This window comes from Aeromonas sp. 25-248 (assembly GCF_053005425.1).
Genome location: NZ_JBRKTB010000014.1, coordinates 48,474 through 66,271, shown reverse-complemented (window position 1 = coordinate 66,271; position 17,798 = coordinate 48,474). Strand labels below are relative to the sequence as shown.

Below are 17,798 nucleotides of genomic sequence, written 5' to 3'. Positions count from 1 at the left end.
ACGGCAAAGGAATAATGGACGTTGGAAGGAGAAAAATTATGCAGTTGAACCCGCTGGAGAGGCGCATGAGCAACATCCGACTGGTGCCCAAGGTGGTGCTGCTCATGGTGTTCAGCACCCTGCTGCTGCTGGCCAAACTCTGGTTCGATGCCAGCAACCTGGAAGCGACCCTGCTCAGCGAGGGCATTGATGCCGCCATGGCCAACACCATCGCCGATCGCCTGCTCTGGACCGGGCTGGTGGAGACGGCGCTCATGGGGGTCGTCTTCGTGGTGCTGCTGCTCACCGGCTCCCGCCTCATGGTCAAGCAGGTCCACTACCTGGTGGGGCTGCTGGAGCGTTTCGCCAACAAGGATCTCAGCCACAGCGTGCTGCTCAAGTCCCGGGACGAGTTCGGCGACATCGCCAAGGCGGTGGCCCACTCCCAGGAGAACCTCAAGGAGGTGTTCGGGACCCAGCGTGCCGCCTGCAAGGAGCTCAACGAGATCGCCTCTCAGGTGACTCTCTGCATGGATGAGGCGAACGAGGCCATCAACGAGGAGTTCACCCAGATTGAGCAGCTTGCCAGCGCCATGAGCCAGATGGTCGGTGCCATTCGAGAAGTGGCCAATCACGCGGAGCAAGCGTCCCACGCCACCGCCGAAACCAGCCAGCTGGCCGAGGAGGGCAGCCGCTGCGTGGCGGCTACCGTCAACACCATCGACACTCTCTCCGGCAACATCCAGCGCTCCTCCACCGTGGTCAACGAAGTGGAGCACGGGGTCGATCGCATCGGCTCCGTGGTGGACACCATCCGCAGCATCTCCGAGCAGACCAACCTGCTGGCCCTGAACGCCGCCATCGAGGCCGCCCGCGCCGGTGAGGCGGGTCGCGGTTTTGCCGTGGTCGCCTCCGAGGTGCGCGAACTCGCGAACCGTGCCCAGGCGGCCACCGTCGAGATCCAGAAGATGATCGAGCAGCTTCAGGGCAACGCCCGCCAGGCCGTCGGCCTGATGGCCGAGAGCGTGCAACAGGCGGACAAGGGGGTGGAGCAGGTAACTCAGGCTGGTACCCAGCTCGACACCATAGTGCAGCGGGTGCAGGGAGTGGCCGACATGAACCGCCAGATCGCCGCCGCCTCCGAGCAGCAGAGCTCGGTCGCCGAGGAGATGAATGCCAACCTGGAGCAGGTCAAACAGGTGGTGGAAGGCTCCGTCGTGGTGCTGCGGGAGCTGAAAGATGCCTCCGAACTGGTGGAACACCACAGCCAGACGCTGGACAGCCATATCCAGGCCTTCAAGCTAGCCTGATGCTGGCCTGATGCTGGCGCCCATCGTCAAACCTACAGGCTGGCCTGAGGTCGTGATTTGAGTACACTGGAAGGCCCCCTTAGGGGCCTTTCTTTTTTCATCACGGCAAGGAGCCAGGATGCAGACTACAGAACGTGCGCTTGAGATAAGCGACGACAAGGGGCGCCTCGACGTCCCGCTCATTCACCGTTTCCTCAGTGAAGAGGCCTACTGGTGCCTCGGCATTCCCCTCGCCACCCTGCAGCGGGCCATCAACCACTCCCTGTGCTTCGGAGCCTATCTCGACGGCCAGCAGGTCGCCTTCGCCCGGGTCATCACCGACAAGGCCACCTTCGGTTATCTCGCCGACGTCTTCGTGCTGCCCGAACATCGCGGGCGCGGCCACAGCAAGGCCCTGGTGGCAGCCATCCTCGCCCACCCGGAGCTGCAAGGGCTGCGCCGTCTCTCTCTCGCCACCTCCGATGCCCACGGCCTCTACGCCGGCTTCGGTTTTGTTCCGCCGAGAAGCCCCGGCAGCCTGATGGAAATCTACGACCCCGAGATCTACCGGCGTCCCTGAGCCCGGCCGATCGCCAGATCCGTCGCCGGATCACCTTCCGGGCAGCGGCGCTGTGACGCCAGCGCCCGGGAGTGCTAGATTGGCAGCCGGCATTTCACTCTCCCTGCAGACTCGTCAACCACAAGGATGGCAACCGTGGCCCAGCACTCTCCCTCTTTCTCCGCCTTCTCTCCCTTGTTGCAGGAGCAGGCCCTGCGCCACTGGCAGCGGCTGCTCGCCCTGGCGCCCCAGTATGACGCACTGCCCGAGCCCACCCGCCAGACCCTGCTGACCCTGCTCGGCCTCTCCGACTTTGTCGCTGACTCCCTCATCAAGCAACCGGGGCTGCTGGCCGAGACCTTGGCATCGGACGCACTGACCCGGGCCGAGCGCTGGCCCGCCTATGAACCTGAACTCGCAGCCCTGCTCGCCGAGGTCGCGGACGAGGAGGCGCTCAAGCGCATCCTGCGCCAGTTCCGCCGCAGCCGCATGCTGGTGATCGCCTGGCGCGAGCTGCTCGGGGAGTCCGAGGTCGAAGAGAGCTTCATCCATCTCACCAAGCTGGCGGATGCCCTCATCTGTGGTGCCCGCGACTGGCTCTACGCCAAACAGTGCAGCGAGCTGGGCACCCCCATGGACGGCGATGGCAACCCCCAGCCCCTGCTCATCCTCGGGATGGGCAAGCTCGGCGGCGGCGAGCTCAACTTCTCCTCGGACATCGACCTTATCTTCACCTTCCCCGAGAACGGCTACACCGTTGGCGGTCGGCGGGAGCTCGCCAACCAGCAGTTCTTCATCAAGCTCGGGCAGCGTCTCATCAACGCCCTCCACCAGCCCACCCAGGATGGTCAGGTGTTCCGGGTCGACATGCGGCTACGCCCCTTTGGCGATGCGGGGCCGCTCGCCATCTCCTTCGCCGCCATGGAGGACTACTACCAGCATCACGGCCGCAACTGGGAGCGCTACGCCATGGTCAAGGCACGGGTGCTGGGCCCCCAGTGCGAACACGCCATGGCCCTGACCGAACTGCTGCGCCCCTTCGTGTTCCGCCGCTACATCGACTTCGGCGTCATCGACGGCCTGCGCCAGATGAAGGCGATGATCGCCGCCGAGGTGCGCCGCAAGGGACTGGAGGGCAACATCAAGCTGGGGGCCGGGGGCATTCGCGAGGTGGAGTTCATCGCCCAGGCGCTGCAACTCATCCGTGGCGGGCGCGAGCCCGCCCTGCGGGTACGCCACCTGCCGGAGGCGCTGGCCGCCATCGCCCAGGGGGGGGCCCTGGAGGGGAGCCAGTGCGAACGCCTGCTCACCGCCTATCGCTTCCTGCGCCGGGTGGAAAACATCTTGCAGGAGATCGGCGATCAGCAGACCCAGACCCTTCCCACCGAGGATCGGGATCGCCAGCGGCTCATCGCCACCCTCGGCTTTACCGACTGGGACGCCTTCATGGCCCACCTCGATGAGGAGATGGCCGCCGTCCATCAGGAGTTCGTCGCCGTAGTGGGGGAAGAGAAGGAGGCCCCCGCCCACCTGGAACAGCTCTGGCTCGATCTCTGGCGCACCGAGCTTGATGCCGCCGAGCTGGAAAAACTGCTGACCACGCAGGGAGTGGTGGAGCCCGCCCCCCTCTGCGCCGCCCTGCTGCGTTTCAAGGAGGAGTACAAGCGCCGTCAGGTGGGGCCCCAGGGGCGCATCGCCCTGGACTGGCTGATGCCGGAGCTGCTGCGCCTGGTGGTGGCGAGCCGCGAGCCTGCCCGCCTGTTCGAGCGGGTCTGCACCCTGCTGACCCGCATCTTCACCCGCAGCGCCTATCTGCAACTGCTGGCGGAAAACCCCGCCGCCCTGCGCCAGCTGGTGCGCCTGTGTGACGAGAGCAACCTGGTGAGCGAGCAGCTGGCCCGCTACCCCATCCTGCTGGACGAGCTGCTGGATCCCCAGCACCTCTACCACCCCACCCCGCTGGATCAGTACAAGCCCCAGCTGCGCCAGTTCCTGCTGCGCATCCCCGAGGAGGACGTGGAGCAGCAGATGGAGGCGCTGCGCCAGTTCAAGCAGGTGCAGCTCCTGCGCATCGTCGCCGCCGACATCGCCGGCGCCCTGCCGCTGATGAAGGTGAGCGACCACCTCACCTGGCTGGCGGAGGCGATCACCGAGGAGGTGGTCAATCAGGCGTGGGCCCAGATGAGCGAACGCTACGGGGTGCCGCCCGAGGTGGCGGTGAGCGGTGAGCGCGGCTTTGCGGTGGTGGCCTACGGCAAGCTGGGGGGCATCGAGCTCGGCTACGGCTCGGATCTCGATCTGGTGTTCCTGCACGGCGGCGACCCCAACAGTTACACCGATGGCCGCAAGCCCATCGACAGCCGCCAGTTCTACCTGCGCCTGGCCCAGCGGATCCTGCATCTGTTCAGCACCCGCACTCCGTCCGGCATCCTCTACGAGATCGACATGCGGCTGCGCCCCTCCGGCGACTCAGGCCTGCTGGTCTCATCGCTGTCGGCCTATGAGCAGTACCAGCAGCAGGAAGCCTGGACCTGGGAGCATCAGGCCCTGGTGCGAGCCCGTCCCATCTATGGCGATGATGCCGTGGTCGCCGAATTTGCCCGCATCCGCCGCGACGTGCTGGCCAAGGAGCGGGATCTGCCCACCCTGGCCCGCGAAGTGCGGGAGATGCGCCAGAAGATGCGGGATCACCTGCTCAAGGCGGGAGAGGGAGAGTTCGATCTCAAGCAGTCCCCCGGCGGCATGGTGGACATCGAGTTCATCGCCCAGTACCTGGTGCTGGCCCACGCCTGCGGTGAGCCGGACGCCCTCACCCGCTGGTCAGACAATGTGCGCATCTTCGATGAGTGCGTGATGGCGGGGGTACTCACACTGGAGCAGGCGGAGGGGCTCAAGCAGGCCTATCTGGAGATCCGCAACCTCGGCCATCGCCTCAACCTCTCGGAGATCTCCCGCAAGGTGGGGGACGATCAGTTGCCGCGAGAGCGGGGCCATGTGCTGGCGGTCTGGCAACAGCTGCTGGGAGAATAAGCAGAAGGGGCGCCATGGCGCCCCTTCTCGTTGACGAAAGGCTTGTTGAAGATGACCTAGCGCCCGCCCGCCACATCGATAAAGGTGCCGGTGGCATAGGAGGCCTCGTCCGACAGCAGCCAGGCGATGGCGGCCGCCACCTCACGGGGTTCGCCGCCCCGTTGCAGCGGAATGGCCCCCTTGATCCTGTCCACCCGGCCGGGCTCGCCGCCGTCGGCATGCATGTCGGTGTAGATGAAACCCGGGCGCACCCCGTTGACCCGGATCCCCTGAGCCGCCAGCTCCAGCGACAGCCCCTTGGTCAGCACGTCGACGGCCCCCTTGGCGGCGGCATAATCCACGTACTCCCCGGGGGAGCCCAGCCTGGCAGCGGCGGAAGAGACGTTGACGATGGCGCCCCCTGCCGTCATGCGGCGCACCGCCTCGCGGCAGCAGAGAAAGCAGCTGGTGACATTGGTGGTCAGGGTCTGGTTGATGCGCTCGGCGCTCATCTCCAGCACCCGCATCTGGGGCTGCAACCTGCCGGCGTTGTTCACCAGATGAGTGACGGGGCCGAGCCGCGCGTCCATCTCCCCGAACAGGCGCACCACCTCGGCCTCCACGCTGACATCGGCCTGCACCGCGATGCACTCGACCGGATGGGTGGCCAGGATCTCGGCCACCACCGCCTCGGCGGACGCCCTGTCCTGACGATAGTTGAGACAGAGATGGTAACCCTGCGCCGCCAGATAGCGGGCTGTCGCGGCCCCGATACCTCTGCCACCGCCGGTGATCAGCACCCGTTTGTTCATGAACCCTCCTGGCTCCCGGTTTCGAAGACTGTTTCGCATAGTACCCCAGGTTGCCGACCACACCTCGTCCCGTGACGCCCGGCACCACAACAAAGAGCCCGCACGGGGTGGGCTCTTGATGGCAACAAGGGGAGGCTGGCTATTTGAACAGGCCCTTGAGCAGCTGGTCGGCCACCCCCTTCACCCCTTCGTTGTCGGCCTTGTCACCCAGCAGCTTCTTGAGACCCCGCTCGGCCTCCTTGCGGGCCTTCTCCTCCAGCACCTTGTTGTTGCTGAGCAGCTCCTTCACGTCAAGCTTGTAGCTCGGCGCCTGCCAGTGGCCGCCGATGCGCACCGGTATGGTGATGTCCTTGAGCTCATCCACCGTCTTGCCCCCCTGCCCCTTGCTGCTCTCCACCACGGAGGTGAGGAACAGGAAGTCGAGGGTCTCCGGCACCAGGGCGGTCTGGCCCTGCCCCTTCACCCGCAGGGCGGGGGCAAAGAGCTGGATGTCGTTGCTCCTGGCAACCCCGTCGGCAATCTGGAAGCTGGCGGTGAGGGCGCTGAAGTCGGTCTTGCGCACCTCCTTCACCTGATCCGCCCCCTTGCCGGTCAGGGTGGCCCGCGCCTCGCGGATCATCTCCGCCAGGTTGATGCCGTGCAGGGCGCCATCGCTCAACTTGAGGTTTACCTTGCCCTGCATCCGGCTGCGCAGCGCCTGCTCGGAGAGTCCTGAGCCCTGCGCCTCGACCTCCAGATCCCCCTTGCCTTCCAGCAGGTCGGTCTGGGCCAGGGTCTGCAGCAGGGGCCGCACATCGACCCCCTGCACCCGCTTGTGCACCTGATAGCGGGCCGGCTGCTGACGGGCATCGAGCACGCCGCTGGCGGTCACCTGGCCACCGGCCACCCCGGCACTGAACTGCTTGAGGGTGAGCTGACCACCCGCCAGGGCCAGTTGCAGATCCACGGCGCTGAGATCCAGCCCCTTGAGGCGCAGGCTGCCCAGTTGCAGGCGGCCAGCCAGGTCCACCGACTTGAGGGCGGTCAGATCAGGCTCTACCGTGGAGAGCGCCCTGTTGGCGGGCGCCGCAGCCTGCTCCTTTGCTCCGGCCGGTGCAGCCGCCCCCGACGTGGCCGCAGCGGGCGCGGCCTTGGCCGATTGACCGAGCCAGGCGTCGAGATCGAGCTTGTCCCCCTTGAGGTCAAAGTCCACTTTGGGTACGGCCCCCAGACGAACGGCGCCGCTGCCGCTCAGCAGGGTATCGTCCGCTCCCAGCACCAGGTTGCTGAGGGCGACGCTCTGCTTGTCGAGCTCCGCGCGGGCAAAGCCAGCGAGCTTGAGCTGCATCTGCGGGCGCGGCAGAGAATCACCGCTGAGCTTGGCGGCCAGCACGGCATCCGATATCTCCAGCAGTTGCCGGTTTTCATCGAGGCGCGCCTTGAGGGTCCCCTCCAGCGTACCGGCCAGGGTCGGCTTGTCCGCAGCCCCCTGTGCCCCGCTGAGGCTAAGGCTCAGACTGCTCCACTCCCCCAATGCCAGCCGATCGGCCTTGAGGGAGAAAGCATCCAGCCGCTGGGTCGGTTCGCTCAGGCTCCCCGCCAGTGCGACATCTTTCAGCTCGCTGCGGCTGGCATCGGACGCCAGCTTGAGCTGGGCCGACCCCTTGAGATCAAAAGCCAGCTCACCCTGGGCCCCCTTGGCGGCCAGAGTCACCGGTACCCACTCCCCCGGGGTCAACTGCCCCAGATCGAGATCCAGCCGGTCGAGCCGGGAGACGGTACCGCTACGGTCGTCCCGCACCAGGGCGCTGGCATCCACCAGCGCGATGCCTTGCAGGCTGATCTGCCAGAGCTGTTTGTCACTGGCGGCTGGGGGCGTCGTTGCGGCAGGCTCGGAGGTTGTCGCCTCCCCCTTGGGCTCGGCGGAGGCCTGGAGTAGATCCCTCAGGTTGGAGCTGCCGTCAGCCCTGGTCTGGATAAACAGATGAGCGCCGCTCAGGGTCACCTTGCCGATCTCAAGCTTGTGGGAGAGCAGCGGCAGCAAGCCTACCGAGGCCTCACCCTGCTCGAATCGCACCAGGTCGGGCTCGGCAAAGCCGGCGGGGTTGCGTAGCGCCACCTTCTCGAGGGAGAGGCCCAGGCTTGGCCAGAAACGCCAGCCGATATCCCCTTGTATCACCAGCTCGCGGCCGGTGCTCTTGCGCACCTGTTCCACCAGCTGGGGCTTGAACTGGTTGGGATCGATGAGGGACACCAGGGCGGCGATGGCCACCACGGCCGCCAGCGCCAACCCCAGCAGGATGTAGATGATCTTCTTCACGATGGACTCCTTGAATGCGGATCTTGTGGCTGACTATACCACCGGGGGGATGACAGATGGGGCCCGTCTGCCAAAACGGGCCAGCGGCGAGACAGGGATGGTCGCAGGCCCACGTTCAAACACGCGGCAATAAAAAGGGCCCCGCAGGGCCCTGATGATAGTGGATGGCTGACGCCCGCCTCGCCCGGATCAAGGCTGACGCGGCAACTGCTGATAGCCCATCTCGTACAGGGTGAAGGCATAGATGTCCGCACTCTGCTCGATAAGCTTGGCCACCGGCGTGCCCGCCCCGTGCCCGGCATTGGTCTCGATGCGGATGAGCTGGGGATGGGGGCCGGCATTGTCGGCCTGCAGGGTGGCGGCAAACTTGAAGGAGTGGGCCGGCACCACCCGATCGTCGTGATCCGCCGTGGTCACCAGGGTCGAGGGGTAGCTGACCCCGGCCCGGACGTTGTGCAGGGGCGAGTAGCCCTTCAGGTAGTCGAACATCGCCTCGCTGTCGGCGCTGGTGCCGTAGTCATAAGCCCAGCCCGCCCCGGCGGTGAAGGTGTGGTAGCGCAGCATGTCGAGCACCCCCACCGCCGGCAGGGCGACCCGCATCAGATCCGGCCGCTGGGTCATGACCGCCCCCACCAGCAGACCGCCGTTGGAGCCACCTCGGATCGCCAGCCGATCGGTGCGGGTGTAGCCTTCGGCCTTGAGGTACTCGGCCGCCGCGATGAAATCGTCGAACACGTTCTGCTTGTTCTGCTGAGTGCCCGCCAGGTGCCAGGCCTGGCCGTACTCGCCGCCCCCGCGCAGGTTGGCCACCGCATAGACGCCCCCCAGATCCAGCCAGTTGGCCACCGACACGCTGAAGCTCGGGGTCAGGCTCACGTCGAAACCGCCGTAGCCGTAGAGGATGGTCGGGTTGCTGCCATCAAGCTTGAGCCCCTTGCGGTAGCTGATGATGAGCGGCACCCGGGTGCCGTCCTTGCTCTGGTAGAAGCGCTGCTCGGAAACGTAATCCGCTGGCTTGAACGGCGCCGCCGAGGCGCGATAGAGGCTGATGGCGCCGCTCTTGGGCTCAAACCGGTAGAGGGTGGGCGGCTGGGCATAATTCTCGAAGCCGAAGTAGAGGGCGGGGTCGTCGTGCTTGCCGTTGAAGCCGCTGACGCTGCCAAGGCCGGGTAGCGCCACCTCGCGCACCCGCTTGCCTTCGTAGTCGAACTGCTCGACCCGGGCGGTGGCATCCACCATGTACTCGGCGAACAGATAGCCGCTGCCGCTGTGTACCGTCAGCACCTGCTGGCGCTCGGGGATGAGATCCCGCCAGTGGGCCGGGCCCGGGTTGGCGGCATCCACCGTCACCAGCCGGCCGTTGGGGGCGTCCCGGTTGGTCAGCAGGTAAAGGGTGCCGCCCTTGTTGTCCACCAGGCTCACGTCCGCATCCAGATCCCCCTGCACCGTCAGCAGCGGCGCGTTCTCCTGGCTCAGATCCTTCACATAGAGGCGGTTGCCTGAGGTGGAGTTCGCCGCCGAGATGAGCAGGAAGCGGTCATCTTCGGTGACGGTCGCCCCCACGTAGCGGTGGTGCTGGGCCGGGATGGCGCCAAACACCAGCCGGTCATCCTCCTGCGCCGTGCCGAGCCGGTGGAAATAGACCTTGTGCTGATCGGTCCTGGCCGACAGCTCGCTGCCGTCGGGCTTGTCGTAGCTCGAGTAGAAGAAGCCCTCGTTGCCGAGCCAGCTGATGCCGCTGAACTTCACGTCCTTGAGGGGCGCCTCCAGCGGCTGCTTGCTCTCTACGTCCATCAGGTGGATCTCGCGCCAGTCGCTGCCGGCCAGCGACAAGGAGTAGGCCAGGATGCGGCCATCGCGGGAGAAGCTCAGCTGATCCAGCGCCGTGGTGCCGTCGGGGCTGAGGGTATTGGGATCGAGGAATACCTCCGCCGGCTTGCCCTCCAGCTGGCGCCACAGCACGTTCTGGTTCTGCAGGCCGTCGTTCTTGAAGAAGTAGTGGTAGCGCCCCTCGCGAAACGGCGCCCCCTCCTTGGCGTAGTTCCAGGAGGCGGCCAGCTTCTCCTTGATGGCGGCGCGATACGGGATCTGCGCCAGGTAACCCTGAGTCACGGCGTTCTGGGCCTTGACCCAGGCCTCGGTCTCGGGGCTGCGGTCATCCTCCAGCCAGCGATAGGGGTCGGCCACGGCCTGGCCGAAATAGTGATCCACCTGCTCACCCTGGCGGGTGACGGGGTAGTGAAGGCGCGTATTCCCTGACATGGCATCCTCTCTGGTTGGCTGGCCGCTGCACGCACACAGCAGTGACAGGGCCAGCAGGCTGACAATGGCTCGCATCGAGGCGGCTCCCTGCGGTTTGAGTGAGCGGGCAGGTTAACAAAGCGCGCCGGATGGCCCAACCCCCCGACCGGTGGCAGAGGGTGGCCCGCCGGCACGGGGGAGCCATATAAATTTTTTCGCTTAAGTTTGCCGCTTTATTTTGTTTGTTATCCGGCCCTTGGGTCACAGGATGGAATAAGACACCAGCCAACGTGAGCCATTCAGGATAAAGCATGCCGTACAGCTACCTATCACATCTGCGTTGCAGCAAGACCGGCGAGATAGTGGATGCCGATCAGCCCCAGCAGTTGAGCCCGGTCGGTGCCCCCTTGCTGGCCAGCTACGACCTCGAGGCCCTGAAACAGGCCTGGCACCCGGCCGCGCTGCTGGGGCGCCCCGCCAGCCTGTGGCGCTACCACGAGCTGCTGCCGGTGCGCGACCCCGCCCAGGTGATCACCCTGGGGGAAGGCTTCACTCCCCTGCTGCCCCTGCCCGCTTTCGGCAAACAGATCGGCATTCCGGATCTCTGGATGAAGGATGAGAGCATCATCCCCACCGGTTCTTTCAAGGCCCGCGGCGCCGCGGTCGGCGTCTCCCGCGCCCGGGAGCTCGGCATCACCCACTTCGCCATGCCCACCAACGGCAACGCCGGGGCGGCCTGGGCGCTTTACGGCGCCCGCGCCGGCTTGCGCAGCACCATAGTCATGCCCCAGGCGGCCCCCGCCATCACAAGACTGGAGACCTCGCTGGCCGGTGCCCGCCTCTATCTGGTGGATGGCCTCATCAGCGACGCCGGTCGCCAGGTGGCCGAGGTGGTGGCCGAGCAGGGGCTGTTCGATGCCTCCACCCTCAAGGAGCCCTATCGCATCGAGGGCAAGAAGACCATGGGGCTGGAGATCGCCGAGCAGCTCGGCTGGACCCTGCCGGACGTCATCCTCTACCCCACCGGCGGCGGAGTCGGTCTCATCGGCATCTACAAGGCGCTGCGGGAGTTGCAGGAGCTGGGCTGGGTCAAGGGGCCACTGCCGCGACTGGTGGCGGTGCAGGCGAGCGGCTGCGCCCCCATCGTCCAGGCCTGGCAGCAGGGGGAGCGCGAATCGCGCTTCTGGCCCGATTCCCAGACCCTCGCCTTTGGCATCAACGTGCCCAAGGCGCTGGGGGATTTTCTGGTGCTGGACGCCCTCTATCGCACCGAGGGGTGCGCCGTCGCGGTGGACGATAGCGCCATCCAGCGCGAGATCCGCCAGCTCGCCGCGCGCGAAGGCAGCTTCGTCTGCCCGGAAGGGGCGGCCGCCTTCGCCGCCGCCCGCCAGCTGCGGGAAGCGGGCTGGATACAGGGGGGCGAGCGGGTGGTGGTGCTCAACACCGGCGCCGGCATCAAGTACCCGGACGCCATCACTGTCGTGCCCCAGCGGCTGCGCCGTGACGGGAGGATCCCGGCATGAGCTTCGACTGGTCCTTTGTTCTCACCACCCTGCCAGCGTTCGGCCAATCGGTCTGGGTCACCTTGCAGCTCGGCGCCATCGTGATCCTCACCTCGCTCGTCGTGGCGCTGCTCAATGTGACGCTGCTGAGCCTGCACAAGCCCTGGCTGAACGGGGTGATCCGCGCCTATGTGGAGCTGGCCCGCAACACGCCGCTCTTGATCCAGCTGTTCTTTCTCTACTTCGGGCTGCCGGCGCTCGGCATCTCGCTCTCCGGCTTTGCCACGGCGGTGATCGCCATGACCTTCCTCGGCGGCGGCTACCTGACCGAGGCGCTGCGGGCGGGCATTCAGGCGGTCCCCCCCAGCCAACTGGAGGCCGGGCGGGCCATCGGTCTCTCCCGCTGGCAGCTGCTGCGCCACGTGCAACTGCCCCAGGCCTGGCTTGCCAGCCTGCCGGCGCTGTTTGCCAACTTCATCTTTCTGCTCAAAGAGACCACGGTGGCCTCGGCGGTGGCGGTGCCCGAGCTGCTCTACACCACCAAGAACTACATCGCCCTCTACTACAAGACCTACGAGATGCTGGCGGTGCTGACCTTGATGTGCGTGCTGATCTTTCTGCCGCTGTCCCTCGCCCTGCGCGTCGTTGAAAGGAGGCTGCAACATGGTCAGTTCGGTCATTGAACAACTGATGCAGACACCTATTGTCCAGCTGCTGCCGTCACTCGCCACCCATGCAGAGGAAAGGAGGGATCAATATGGTCAGTTCGGTCACTGAATCGCTGATGCAGGCGAGGATCCCGATGTGGGCACTTATCTTCCTGCAGCTGCAGCCGTCACTCGCCACCCATACACAAGAAGGGAGGGATCACTATGGCCAGTCCGGTCACTGAACAGTTGGCGCAGGCGCTGCCGCTGCTGGCGGTGGGCGCGGGTCAGACCCTCGCCATCTCCCTGCTCGCCATCCTGTTCGCCACCCTGGGCGGGGTCGGTTACGGCGTGCTGGCCCAGCAAGGGGGAAGGCTGACTCGGGGAGTGCTGCGGGTCTATCTGGAGCTGTTTCGGGTGGTGCCCGTGCTGGTCTGGCTCTACCTCTTCTTCTTCGGGCTGCCGATCTTCTTTGGCGTAGACATCCCGGCCTTCTGGTGCGCCGTGCTGGTGCTGGCCCTCTGGGGCGCCAGCGAGGTGGGGGAAGTGGTGCGCGGCGGTCTCAAGTCCCTCGCCCGCGGCCAGCAGGAGGCCGGTCTGGCGCTCGGGCTCTCCCGCTGGCAGCTCTATCGCCACGTGCTGCTGCCCCAGGCGCTGCAACGGCTGACGCCGCCCACCATCAACATCTACACCCGCATCATCAAGACCAGCTCACTGGCGGTGCTGATCGGGGTGGTGGAGGTGATCAAGGTAGGCCAGCAGATCATCGAGCGCACCTATGGCTCGCTGCTCATCTACGGTCTGCTGTTCCTGTTCTTTTTTCTGGTCTGCTATCCGCTCTCGCTCGCCTCGCGCCGGCTGGAGCAACAATGGGGTAATGCGGTATGACACCTCTGCTTGAGCTCAATGCCGTCAGCAAACAATTCGGCCAACACTGGGTACTGGATGAGGTCAGCCTCACGGTGAACGCCGGGGAAGTGATCGTCATCCTGGGGCCGAGCGGCTGCGGCAAGAGCACCTTGCTGCGCACCCTCAACGGGCTCGAACCCATTCAGGGGGGCGACATTCGCTTCGACGGAGAGTTGCTGGATGCCAGCACCGACTGGCAGCGGCTGCGCCAGCGCATCGGCATGGTGTTCCAGAGCTATCACCTCTTCCCCAACCTGACGGTGCTGGAGAACGTGCTGCTCGGCCCTGTGCAGGTGCAGAAGCGGGAGCGGGCCGAGGCCCTGCTGCAGGCGGAGCAGCTGCTGACCCGCATCGGCCTGTGGGAGCGGCGCCACGACTATCCGCGCCAGCTCTCCGGTGGCCAGCAGCAGCGCATCGCCATCGTGCGGGCGCTGTGCATGAACCCCCAGGTGATGCTGTTTGACGAGGTGACCGCTGCGCTGGATCCCGAGATGGTGCAGGAGGTGCTGGAGGTGATCCGCGATCTCGCCGGCAGTGGCATGACCCTGCTCATCGTCACCCACGAGCTGGCGTTCGCCCAAGCGGTGGCGGATCGCATCGTCTTCATGGACGGCGGCCACATCCTGGAGCAGGCCGCCCCCCATCAATTTTTCGACAATCCCAGGAGCCAGCGTGCCCGCCAGTTCCTCGCCAAGTTTTCTTATACAACTGTCAGCAAACGAAAGGAGTCAGCATGAAGATAATTACCTCGGTCCTGTTTAGCGCCCTCATCGGCCTGGGCCTCGCCAGTGGCGCCGCCCAGGCAGAAGACGGCTCCCTCGCCAAGATCAAGGCCCGTGACAAGCTCATCGTCGGCGTCTTCACCGACAAGCCGCCGTTTGGCTATGTTGACGAGAAGGGCAACTACGTCGGCTTTGACACCGATCTCGGCCGCCGCTTCGCCAAGGATCTGCTGGGGGACGAAAACAAGGTCGAGTTCGTGGCGGTGGAGCCCGCCAGCCGCATCCCCTTCCTGCAGAGCGACAAGGTGGATCTCATCCTCGCCAACATGACGGTGACCCCGGAGCGGCGGCAGGTGGTGGACTTCACCAACCCGAACCTCAAGGTCGCGGTGCAGGTGCTGGTGCCGGAAGGCAGCGACGCCAAGAAGCTCGACGATCTGGCCGGCAAGCGGCTTATCGTCACTACCGGCACCACGGCCGACATCTGGCTGACCCGCAACCACCCGGACTGGAAGGTGCTCAAGTTCGAGAAGAACACCGAATCCCTGCAGGCGCTGGCCCAGGGCCGTGGCGACGCCTATGCCCAGGACAACCTGGTGCTGTTCAGCTGGGCCAAGGAGAACCCGGGCTATCGGGTGCTGCCCGAGAAGCTGGGCTCGGAAGACCCCATCGCGCCGGCGGTGAAGAAGGGCAATATCGAGCTGCGTGACTGGGTCAACGACCGTCTCGCCAAGCTGGGGGAAGAGAAGTACCTGCTCAAACTCTACGACCAGTATGTGCGCGACAAGCTGAGCGCCGATACCGATCCCAACGACGTGATAGTGGAAGGAGGCAAGTGGCAGGGTTGAGCCCTGCCCCCACAGCAGTGCTGAGTGTGAAGTGTGTGATCTTTGGTTCCGTTGGTCTGCAAACCGCAAGGTTTGACCTTTCCAGGCGCCCCCTCCAGGTGGCGCCTTTTTTTTGTTTGCAAGACCCCGGCAGACGGGACACCAGCTCTGTGAGCCAGCTCCCCCTGCCCCGGGATGCCCTGTGCCATCCTCACTGAAACGGCAGCGGGAGGAGAAACCCATGTGGATAGAGGCCGAGCCCGTCTACGGCGCCCTGGTGTCCCTGGCCATCGGGCTCATCATCGGGCTGGAGCGGGGCTGGCAGGTGCGCCAGCTCGGAGACAACCAGCGCATCGCAGGGATGCGCACCTATGGCCTCATCGGTCTGCTCGGCGGGGTCTGCGCCCTGCTGCTGCCCACCCTGGGCGCCTGGCTGGCCCTGCTCGGTCTGCTGACCGTGGTGACGGGGTGCGGCCTCTCGGTCTGGCTGGCCCAGCGCTGGCAGGGGGAGTTCGGCCTCACCAGCTCGGTAGCCATGGTGCTCACCTACCTGCTGGGGCTGATGTCGGTGCTGCAGAGCCCGAGCGAGGCAGTGGCCTGCGCCGTGCTGGCGGCCCTCCTGATGGGGCTCAAGGGCAAGATCCAGCAGGGAATGCTGTTCTTGAGCGAAATGGAGTTTCACGCCACCCTGCGCTTTCTGCTCATCTCCCTGGTGCTGCTGCCGGTGCTCCCCGATACCGAGATGGGTCCCCTCAATGCCTTCAATCCCTTCAAGATCTGGCTCATGGTGGTGGTGATCGCCGGCATCTCGTTCTGTGGTCACTTCGCGGTGCGCCTGCTCGGCACCCGCTCCGGGCTGGTGCTCACCAGCATGCTGGCGGGGCTCGCCTCCTCCACCGCCCTCACCCTGCAATTTGCCCGCCTCAACAAGGAGCAGGGAGGGCTGGAGCGGCTGCTGGCCACCGGCATTCTGCTGGCGGGAGCCACCATGTGGCTCAGGCTGCTGGCACTGGTGCTGATCATCCACGGAGAGCTGGCGCTGCGTCTGGCCGCCCCCCTGCTGCTGCTGGCAGCCATCGTCTACGGCTTTGCCTTCTGGTTCTGGCGCCAGCGGGAAGATATGCCGGACGGCCCGGTACAGCCCGAAACCCGCAACCCGCTGGATCTCGCCACCGCCATCAAGTTCGGTCTGCTGCTCGCCCTCATCGGCTTCATGGCCACCCTGCTGCAAAGCAAGGTGGGCAACTCCGGGGTCTATCTGCTGTCGCTGGTCTCCGGCATCACGGACGTGGACGCCATCACCCTCTCCCTCTCCCAGCTCGCCCAGAAGGAGCTGGCCCTGGAGGTGGCGGCCAGGGGCATACTGCTCGCCGGGCTGGTCAACTCCCTGGTGAAAGGAGTGCTGGCACTGGTGATTGGCGGACGCAGCCTGGGGCGGCGGGTCTTGCTCCCCTACCTCGTCTCCATCCTGCTCATCCTGCCCCTTGTCCTGATGACATGATGACGGGGATCACCTGACGGGCCCGGCACTCTGACACCCCCTCCCCTTGTCGCGTATACTGCCCCTCTTGCAGCAGGAGGAGATAACCATGGCAAGCGACTGGGACAAGGTATTGGCTGGGGGCGCCCTGGACAGCCAGAGCGAGGAGATAGCGAACGACCGCATTCGCGGCCAGGCGCTGCTGAGCCGACTCAACGCCTCACCGGCGGGGGATCACGTCCTGCGCCAGCAGATCTGCCGCGACCTCTTCGCCCACTGTCCCGACTCCTGCTGGATCAGCACCCCCTTCACCTGCGAATTCGGCCGCAACATCCACATCGGCGAGAAGACCTTCTTCAACTTCAACGTCACCATACTCGACGTGGGCGAGGTGCACATCGGCAACCATGTGTTGCTGGCCCCCAACGTGCAGATCTACACCGCCACCCACACCATGGACTATCTGGAGCGACGCAACTGGACCGCCTACAACAAGCCGGTGCGGATCGGCGATGACTGCTGGATTGGCGGCGGGGCCATCATCTGCCCAGGCGTCACCATAGGGCCCCGCTCCATCATAGGGGCTGGCGCCGTGGTCACCCGGGACATCCCGGCGGACTCCCTGGCGGTGGGCAATCCGGCCCGGGTGATCCGCACGCTACACCCGGGCGAGACTCGGGATCAGGCGTGCCTGTCATGATGGCCCTGGCCCTGCTGCCTTTGGGTTGGGCAGGCTGGCTCGGCGCGCACGATGCCAACTGGTGGCCGCTGGCCCTGATCCTGCTGATGAGCCTGCTGACCCTGGTCGTCTACGCCTGGGACAAACGCCAGGCCATTCGTGGCGGCTGGCGCGTGCCCGAGGCCCGCCTGCATCTGCTTGAGCTGTGCGGCGGCTGGCCCGGCGCCCTGGTCGCCCGCCAGTGGCTGCGCCACAAGACCCAGAAAGGGAGCTACCGCCTGCGGTTCTGGGCCATCGTCTGGGGGCAGTTGCTGCTGCTCGGGATCTGGCTCGGCTGGCCGCTCTGGCAGGGGCTCTGAGCCGACGCGCTGACAATGCCCCTGTCAGCCCAGTCGCCCACGGGGCAGACAGGGGTGCAGCACAATCGCCCCTCCACGACAGGCAATGCAAGCAAGATGAATCGGGATCTGCATGACATGCCAGGAAAGGCGCCGCGCCCATCCCCCCGCACACCATGCCAATTGAATACGGCACTTCGTACGCCCCCCATCCATATGGAGGGCACAAAATATGAATAGCCGATTGAAAATGGCTCCCATAAAAATTGTATCAAAATATGTCTGAGGGGAATTTAGCAAAATTCATTCAGAGTTAGTTCATCAAAACCAGTTAAACAAAAAGCACGTTGAATGCATCGCACAATATAATTTGTTACAGGATATTTCAGGCGAAAATATAACTAATTCCATTCAGAGTTTATTCATGCTGAAAGCAAACAAAAAGGAATAACAAAAGTACATTTTTTAAAATGCTGGTCGTGATTAATATCTCAGGTTATTATTCG

At 65.2% G+C, this 17,798-nt stretch carries 14 protein-coding genes; 11 read left to right on the top strand and 3 right to left on the bottom strand.

All coding sequences use genetic code 11. The annotated features are described in order from the left end of the window. Nucleotides 1-38 precede the first annotated feature (38 nt). From ACVDHI_RS17165 to glnE, 3 genes are all read left to right on the top strand, one after another. The gene (locus tag ACVDHI_RS17165; RefSeq protein ID WP_010675666.1) at nucleotides 39-1,289 is read left to right on the top strand and encodes a methyl-accepting chemotaxis protein; all 1,251 of its coding nucleotides are present in this window, start codon (nucleotides 39-41) and stop codon (nucleotides 1,287-1,289) included. Between the two features lie 118 nt (nucleotides 1,290-1,407). After that, on the top strand, nucleotides 1,408-1,848 hold the full coding sequence (locus tag ACVDHI_RS17160; protein ID WP_010675667.1) for a GNAT family N-acetyltransferase: 441 nt from the start codon (nucleotides 1,408-1,410) through the stop codon (nucleotides 1,846-1,848). Nucleotides 1,849-1,983: 135 nt separating this feature from the next. Beyond that, nucleotides 1,984-4,857: a bifunctional [glutamate--ammonia ligase]-adenylyl-L-tyrosine phosphorylase/[glutamate--ammonia-ligase] adenylyltransferase gene (glnE, locus tag ACVDHI_RS17155; RefSeq protein WP_069784243.1), complete on the top strand. Its 2,874-nt coding sequence runs from the start codon at nucleotides 1,984-1,986 to the stop codon at nucleotides 4,855-4,857. 56 nt (nucleotides 4,858-4,913) lie between these two features. Here the strand turns inward: glnE and ACVDHI_RS17150 are convergent, their stop codons facing one another. The 3 genes from ACVDHI_RS17150 to ACVDHI_RS17140 form a co-directional block, all read right to left on the bottom strand. Next, the gene (locus ACVDHI_RS17150; RefSeq protein WP_274799090.1) at nucleotides 4,914-5,648 is read right to left on the bottom strand and encodes an SDR family oxidoreductase; all 735 of its coding nucleotides are present in this window, start codon (nucleotides 5,646-5,648) and stop codon (nucleotides 4,914-4,916) included. A gap of 139 nt (nucleotides 5,649-5,787) precedes the next feature. Then, nucleotides 5,788-7,947 (bottom strand): AsmA family protein, encoded by a 2,160-nt coding sequence (locus ACVDHI_RS17145; RefSeq protein WP_447212325.1) that lies wholly within the window; start codon nucleotides 7,945-7,947, stop codon nucleotides 5,788-5,790. A gap of 189 nt (nucleotides 7,948-8,136) precedes the next feature. Next, nucleotides 8,137-10,284 carry a prolyl oligopeptidase family serine peptidase gene (locus tag ACVDHI_RS17140; protein WP_447212324.1) on the bottom strand — a complete coding sequence of 716 codons (2,148 nt, stop codon included), beginning with the start codon at nucleotides 10,282-10,284 and terminating at the stop codon, nucleotides 8,137-8,139. A gap of 215 nt (nucleotides 10,285-10,499) precedes the next feature. Here ACVDHI_RS17140 and ACVDHI_RS17135 point away from each other — a divergent pair, with 215 nt between their 5' ends. The 8 genes from ACVDHI_RS17135 to ACVDHI_RS17100 all read left to right on the top strand — a co-directional run bounded on the left by ACVDHI_RS17135 (nucleotide 10,500) and on the right by ACVDHI_RS17100 (nucleotide 17,313). Continuing rightward, complete coding sequence (locus ACVDHI_RS17135) at nucleotides 10,500-11,711, top strand: threonine synthase (RefSeq protein ID WP_447212323.1); 1,212 nt, start codon at nucleotides 10,500-10,502, stop codon at nucleotides 11,709-11,711. Further along, the gene (locus tag ACVDHI_RS17130; RefSeq protein WP_408762718.1) at nucleotides 11,708-12,373 is read left to right on the top strand and encodes an amino acid ABC transporter permease; all 666 of its coding nucleotides are present in this window, start codon (nucleotides 11,708-11,710) and stop codon (nucleotides 12,371-12,373) included. Before ACVDHI_RS17135 ends, ACVDHI_RS17130 begins: the two co-directional genes overlap by 4 nt. Nucleotides 12,374-12,562: 189 nt before the next feature. Further along, on the top strand, nucleotides 12,563-13,225 hold the full coding sequence (locus ACVDHI_RS17125) for an amino acid ABC transporter permease (RefSeq protein WP_010675674.1): 663 nt from the start codon (nucleotides 12,563-12,565) through the stop codon (nucleotides 13,223-13,225). Then, nucleotides 13,222-13,983 (top strand): amino acid ABC transporter ATP-binding protein, encoded by a 762-nt coding sequence (locus ACVDHI_RS17120; RefSeq protein WP_447212322.1) that lies wholly within the window; start codon nucleotides 13,222-13,224, stop codon nucleotides 13,981-13,983. Before ACVDHI_RS17125 ends, ACVDHI_RS17120 begins: the two co-directional genes overlap by 4 nt. Further along, nucleotides 13,980-14,816 (top strand): transporter substrate-binding domain-containing protein, encoded by an 837-nt coding sequence (locus ACVDHI_RS17115; protein WP_039040560.1) that lies wholly within the window; start codon nucleotides 13,980-13,982, stop codon nucleotides 14,814-14,816. The genes ACVDHI_RS17120 and ACVDHI_RS17115 overlap by 4 nt, the downstream gene beginning before the upstream one ends. A gap of 220 nt (nucleotides 14,817-15,036) precedes the next feature. After that, nucleotides 15,037-16,296 carry an MgtC/SapB family protein gene (locus ACVDHI_RS17110; protein ID WP_447212321.1) on the top strand — a complete coding sequence of 420 codons (1,260 nt, stop codon included), beginning with the start codon at nucleotides 15,037-15,039 and terminating at the stop codon, nucleotides 16,294-16,296. 88 nt (nucleotides 16,297-16,384) lie between these two features. Then, entirely contained in the window at nucleotides 16,385-16,975 is a 591-nt protein-coding gene (locus tag ACVDHI_RS17105; protein WP_182956793.1) for a sugar O-acetyltransferase, read from the top strand. Next, nucleotides 16,972-17,313 (top strand): DUF1294 domain-containing protein, encoded by a 342-nt coding sequence (locus tag ACVDHI_RS17100; RefSeq protein WP_139739468.1) that lies wholly within the window; start codon nucleotides 16,972-16,974, stop codon nucleotides 17,311-17,313. The genes ACVDHI_RS17105 and ACVDHI_RS17100 overlap by 4 nt, the downstream gene beginning before the upstream one ends. Nucleotides 17,314-17,798 lie beyond the last annotated feature (485 nt).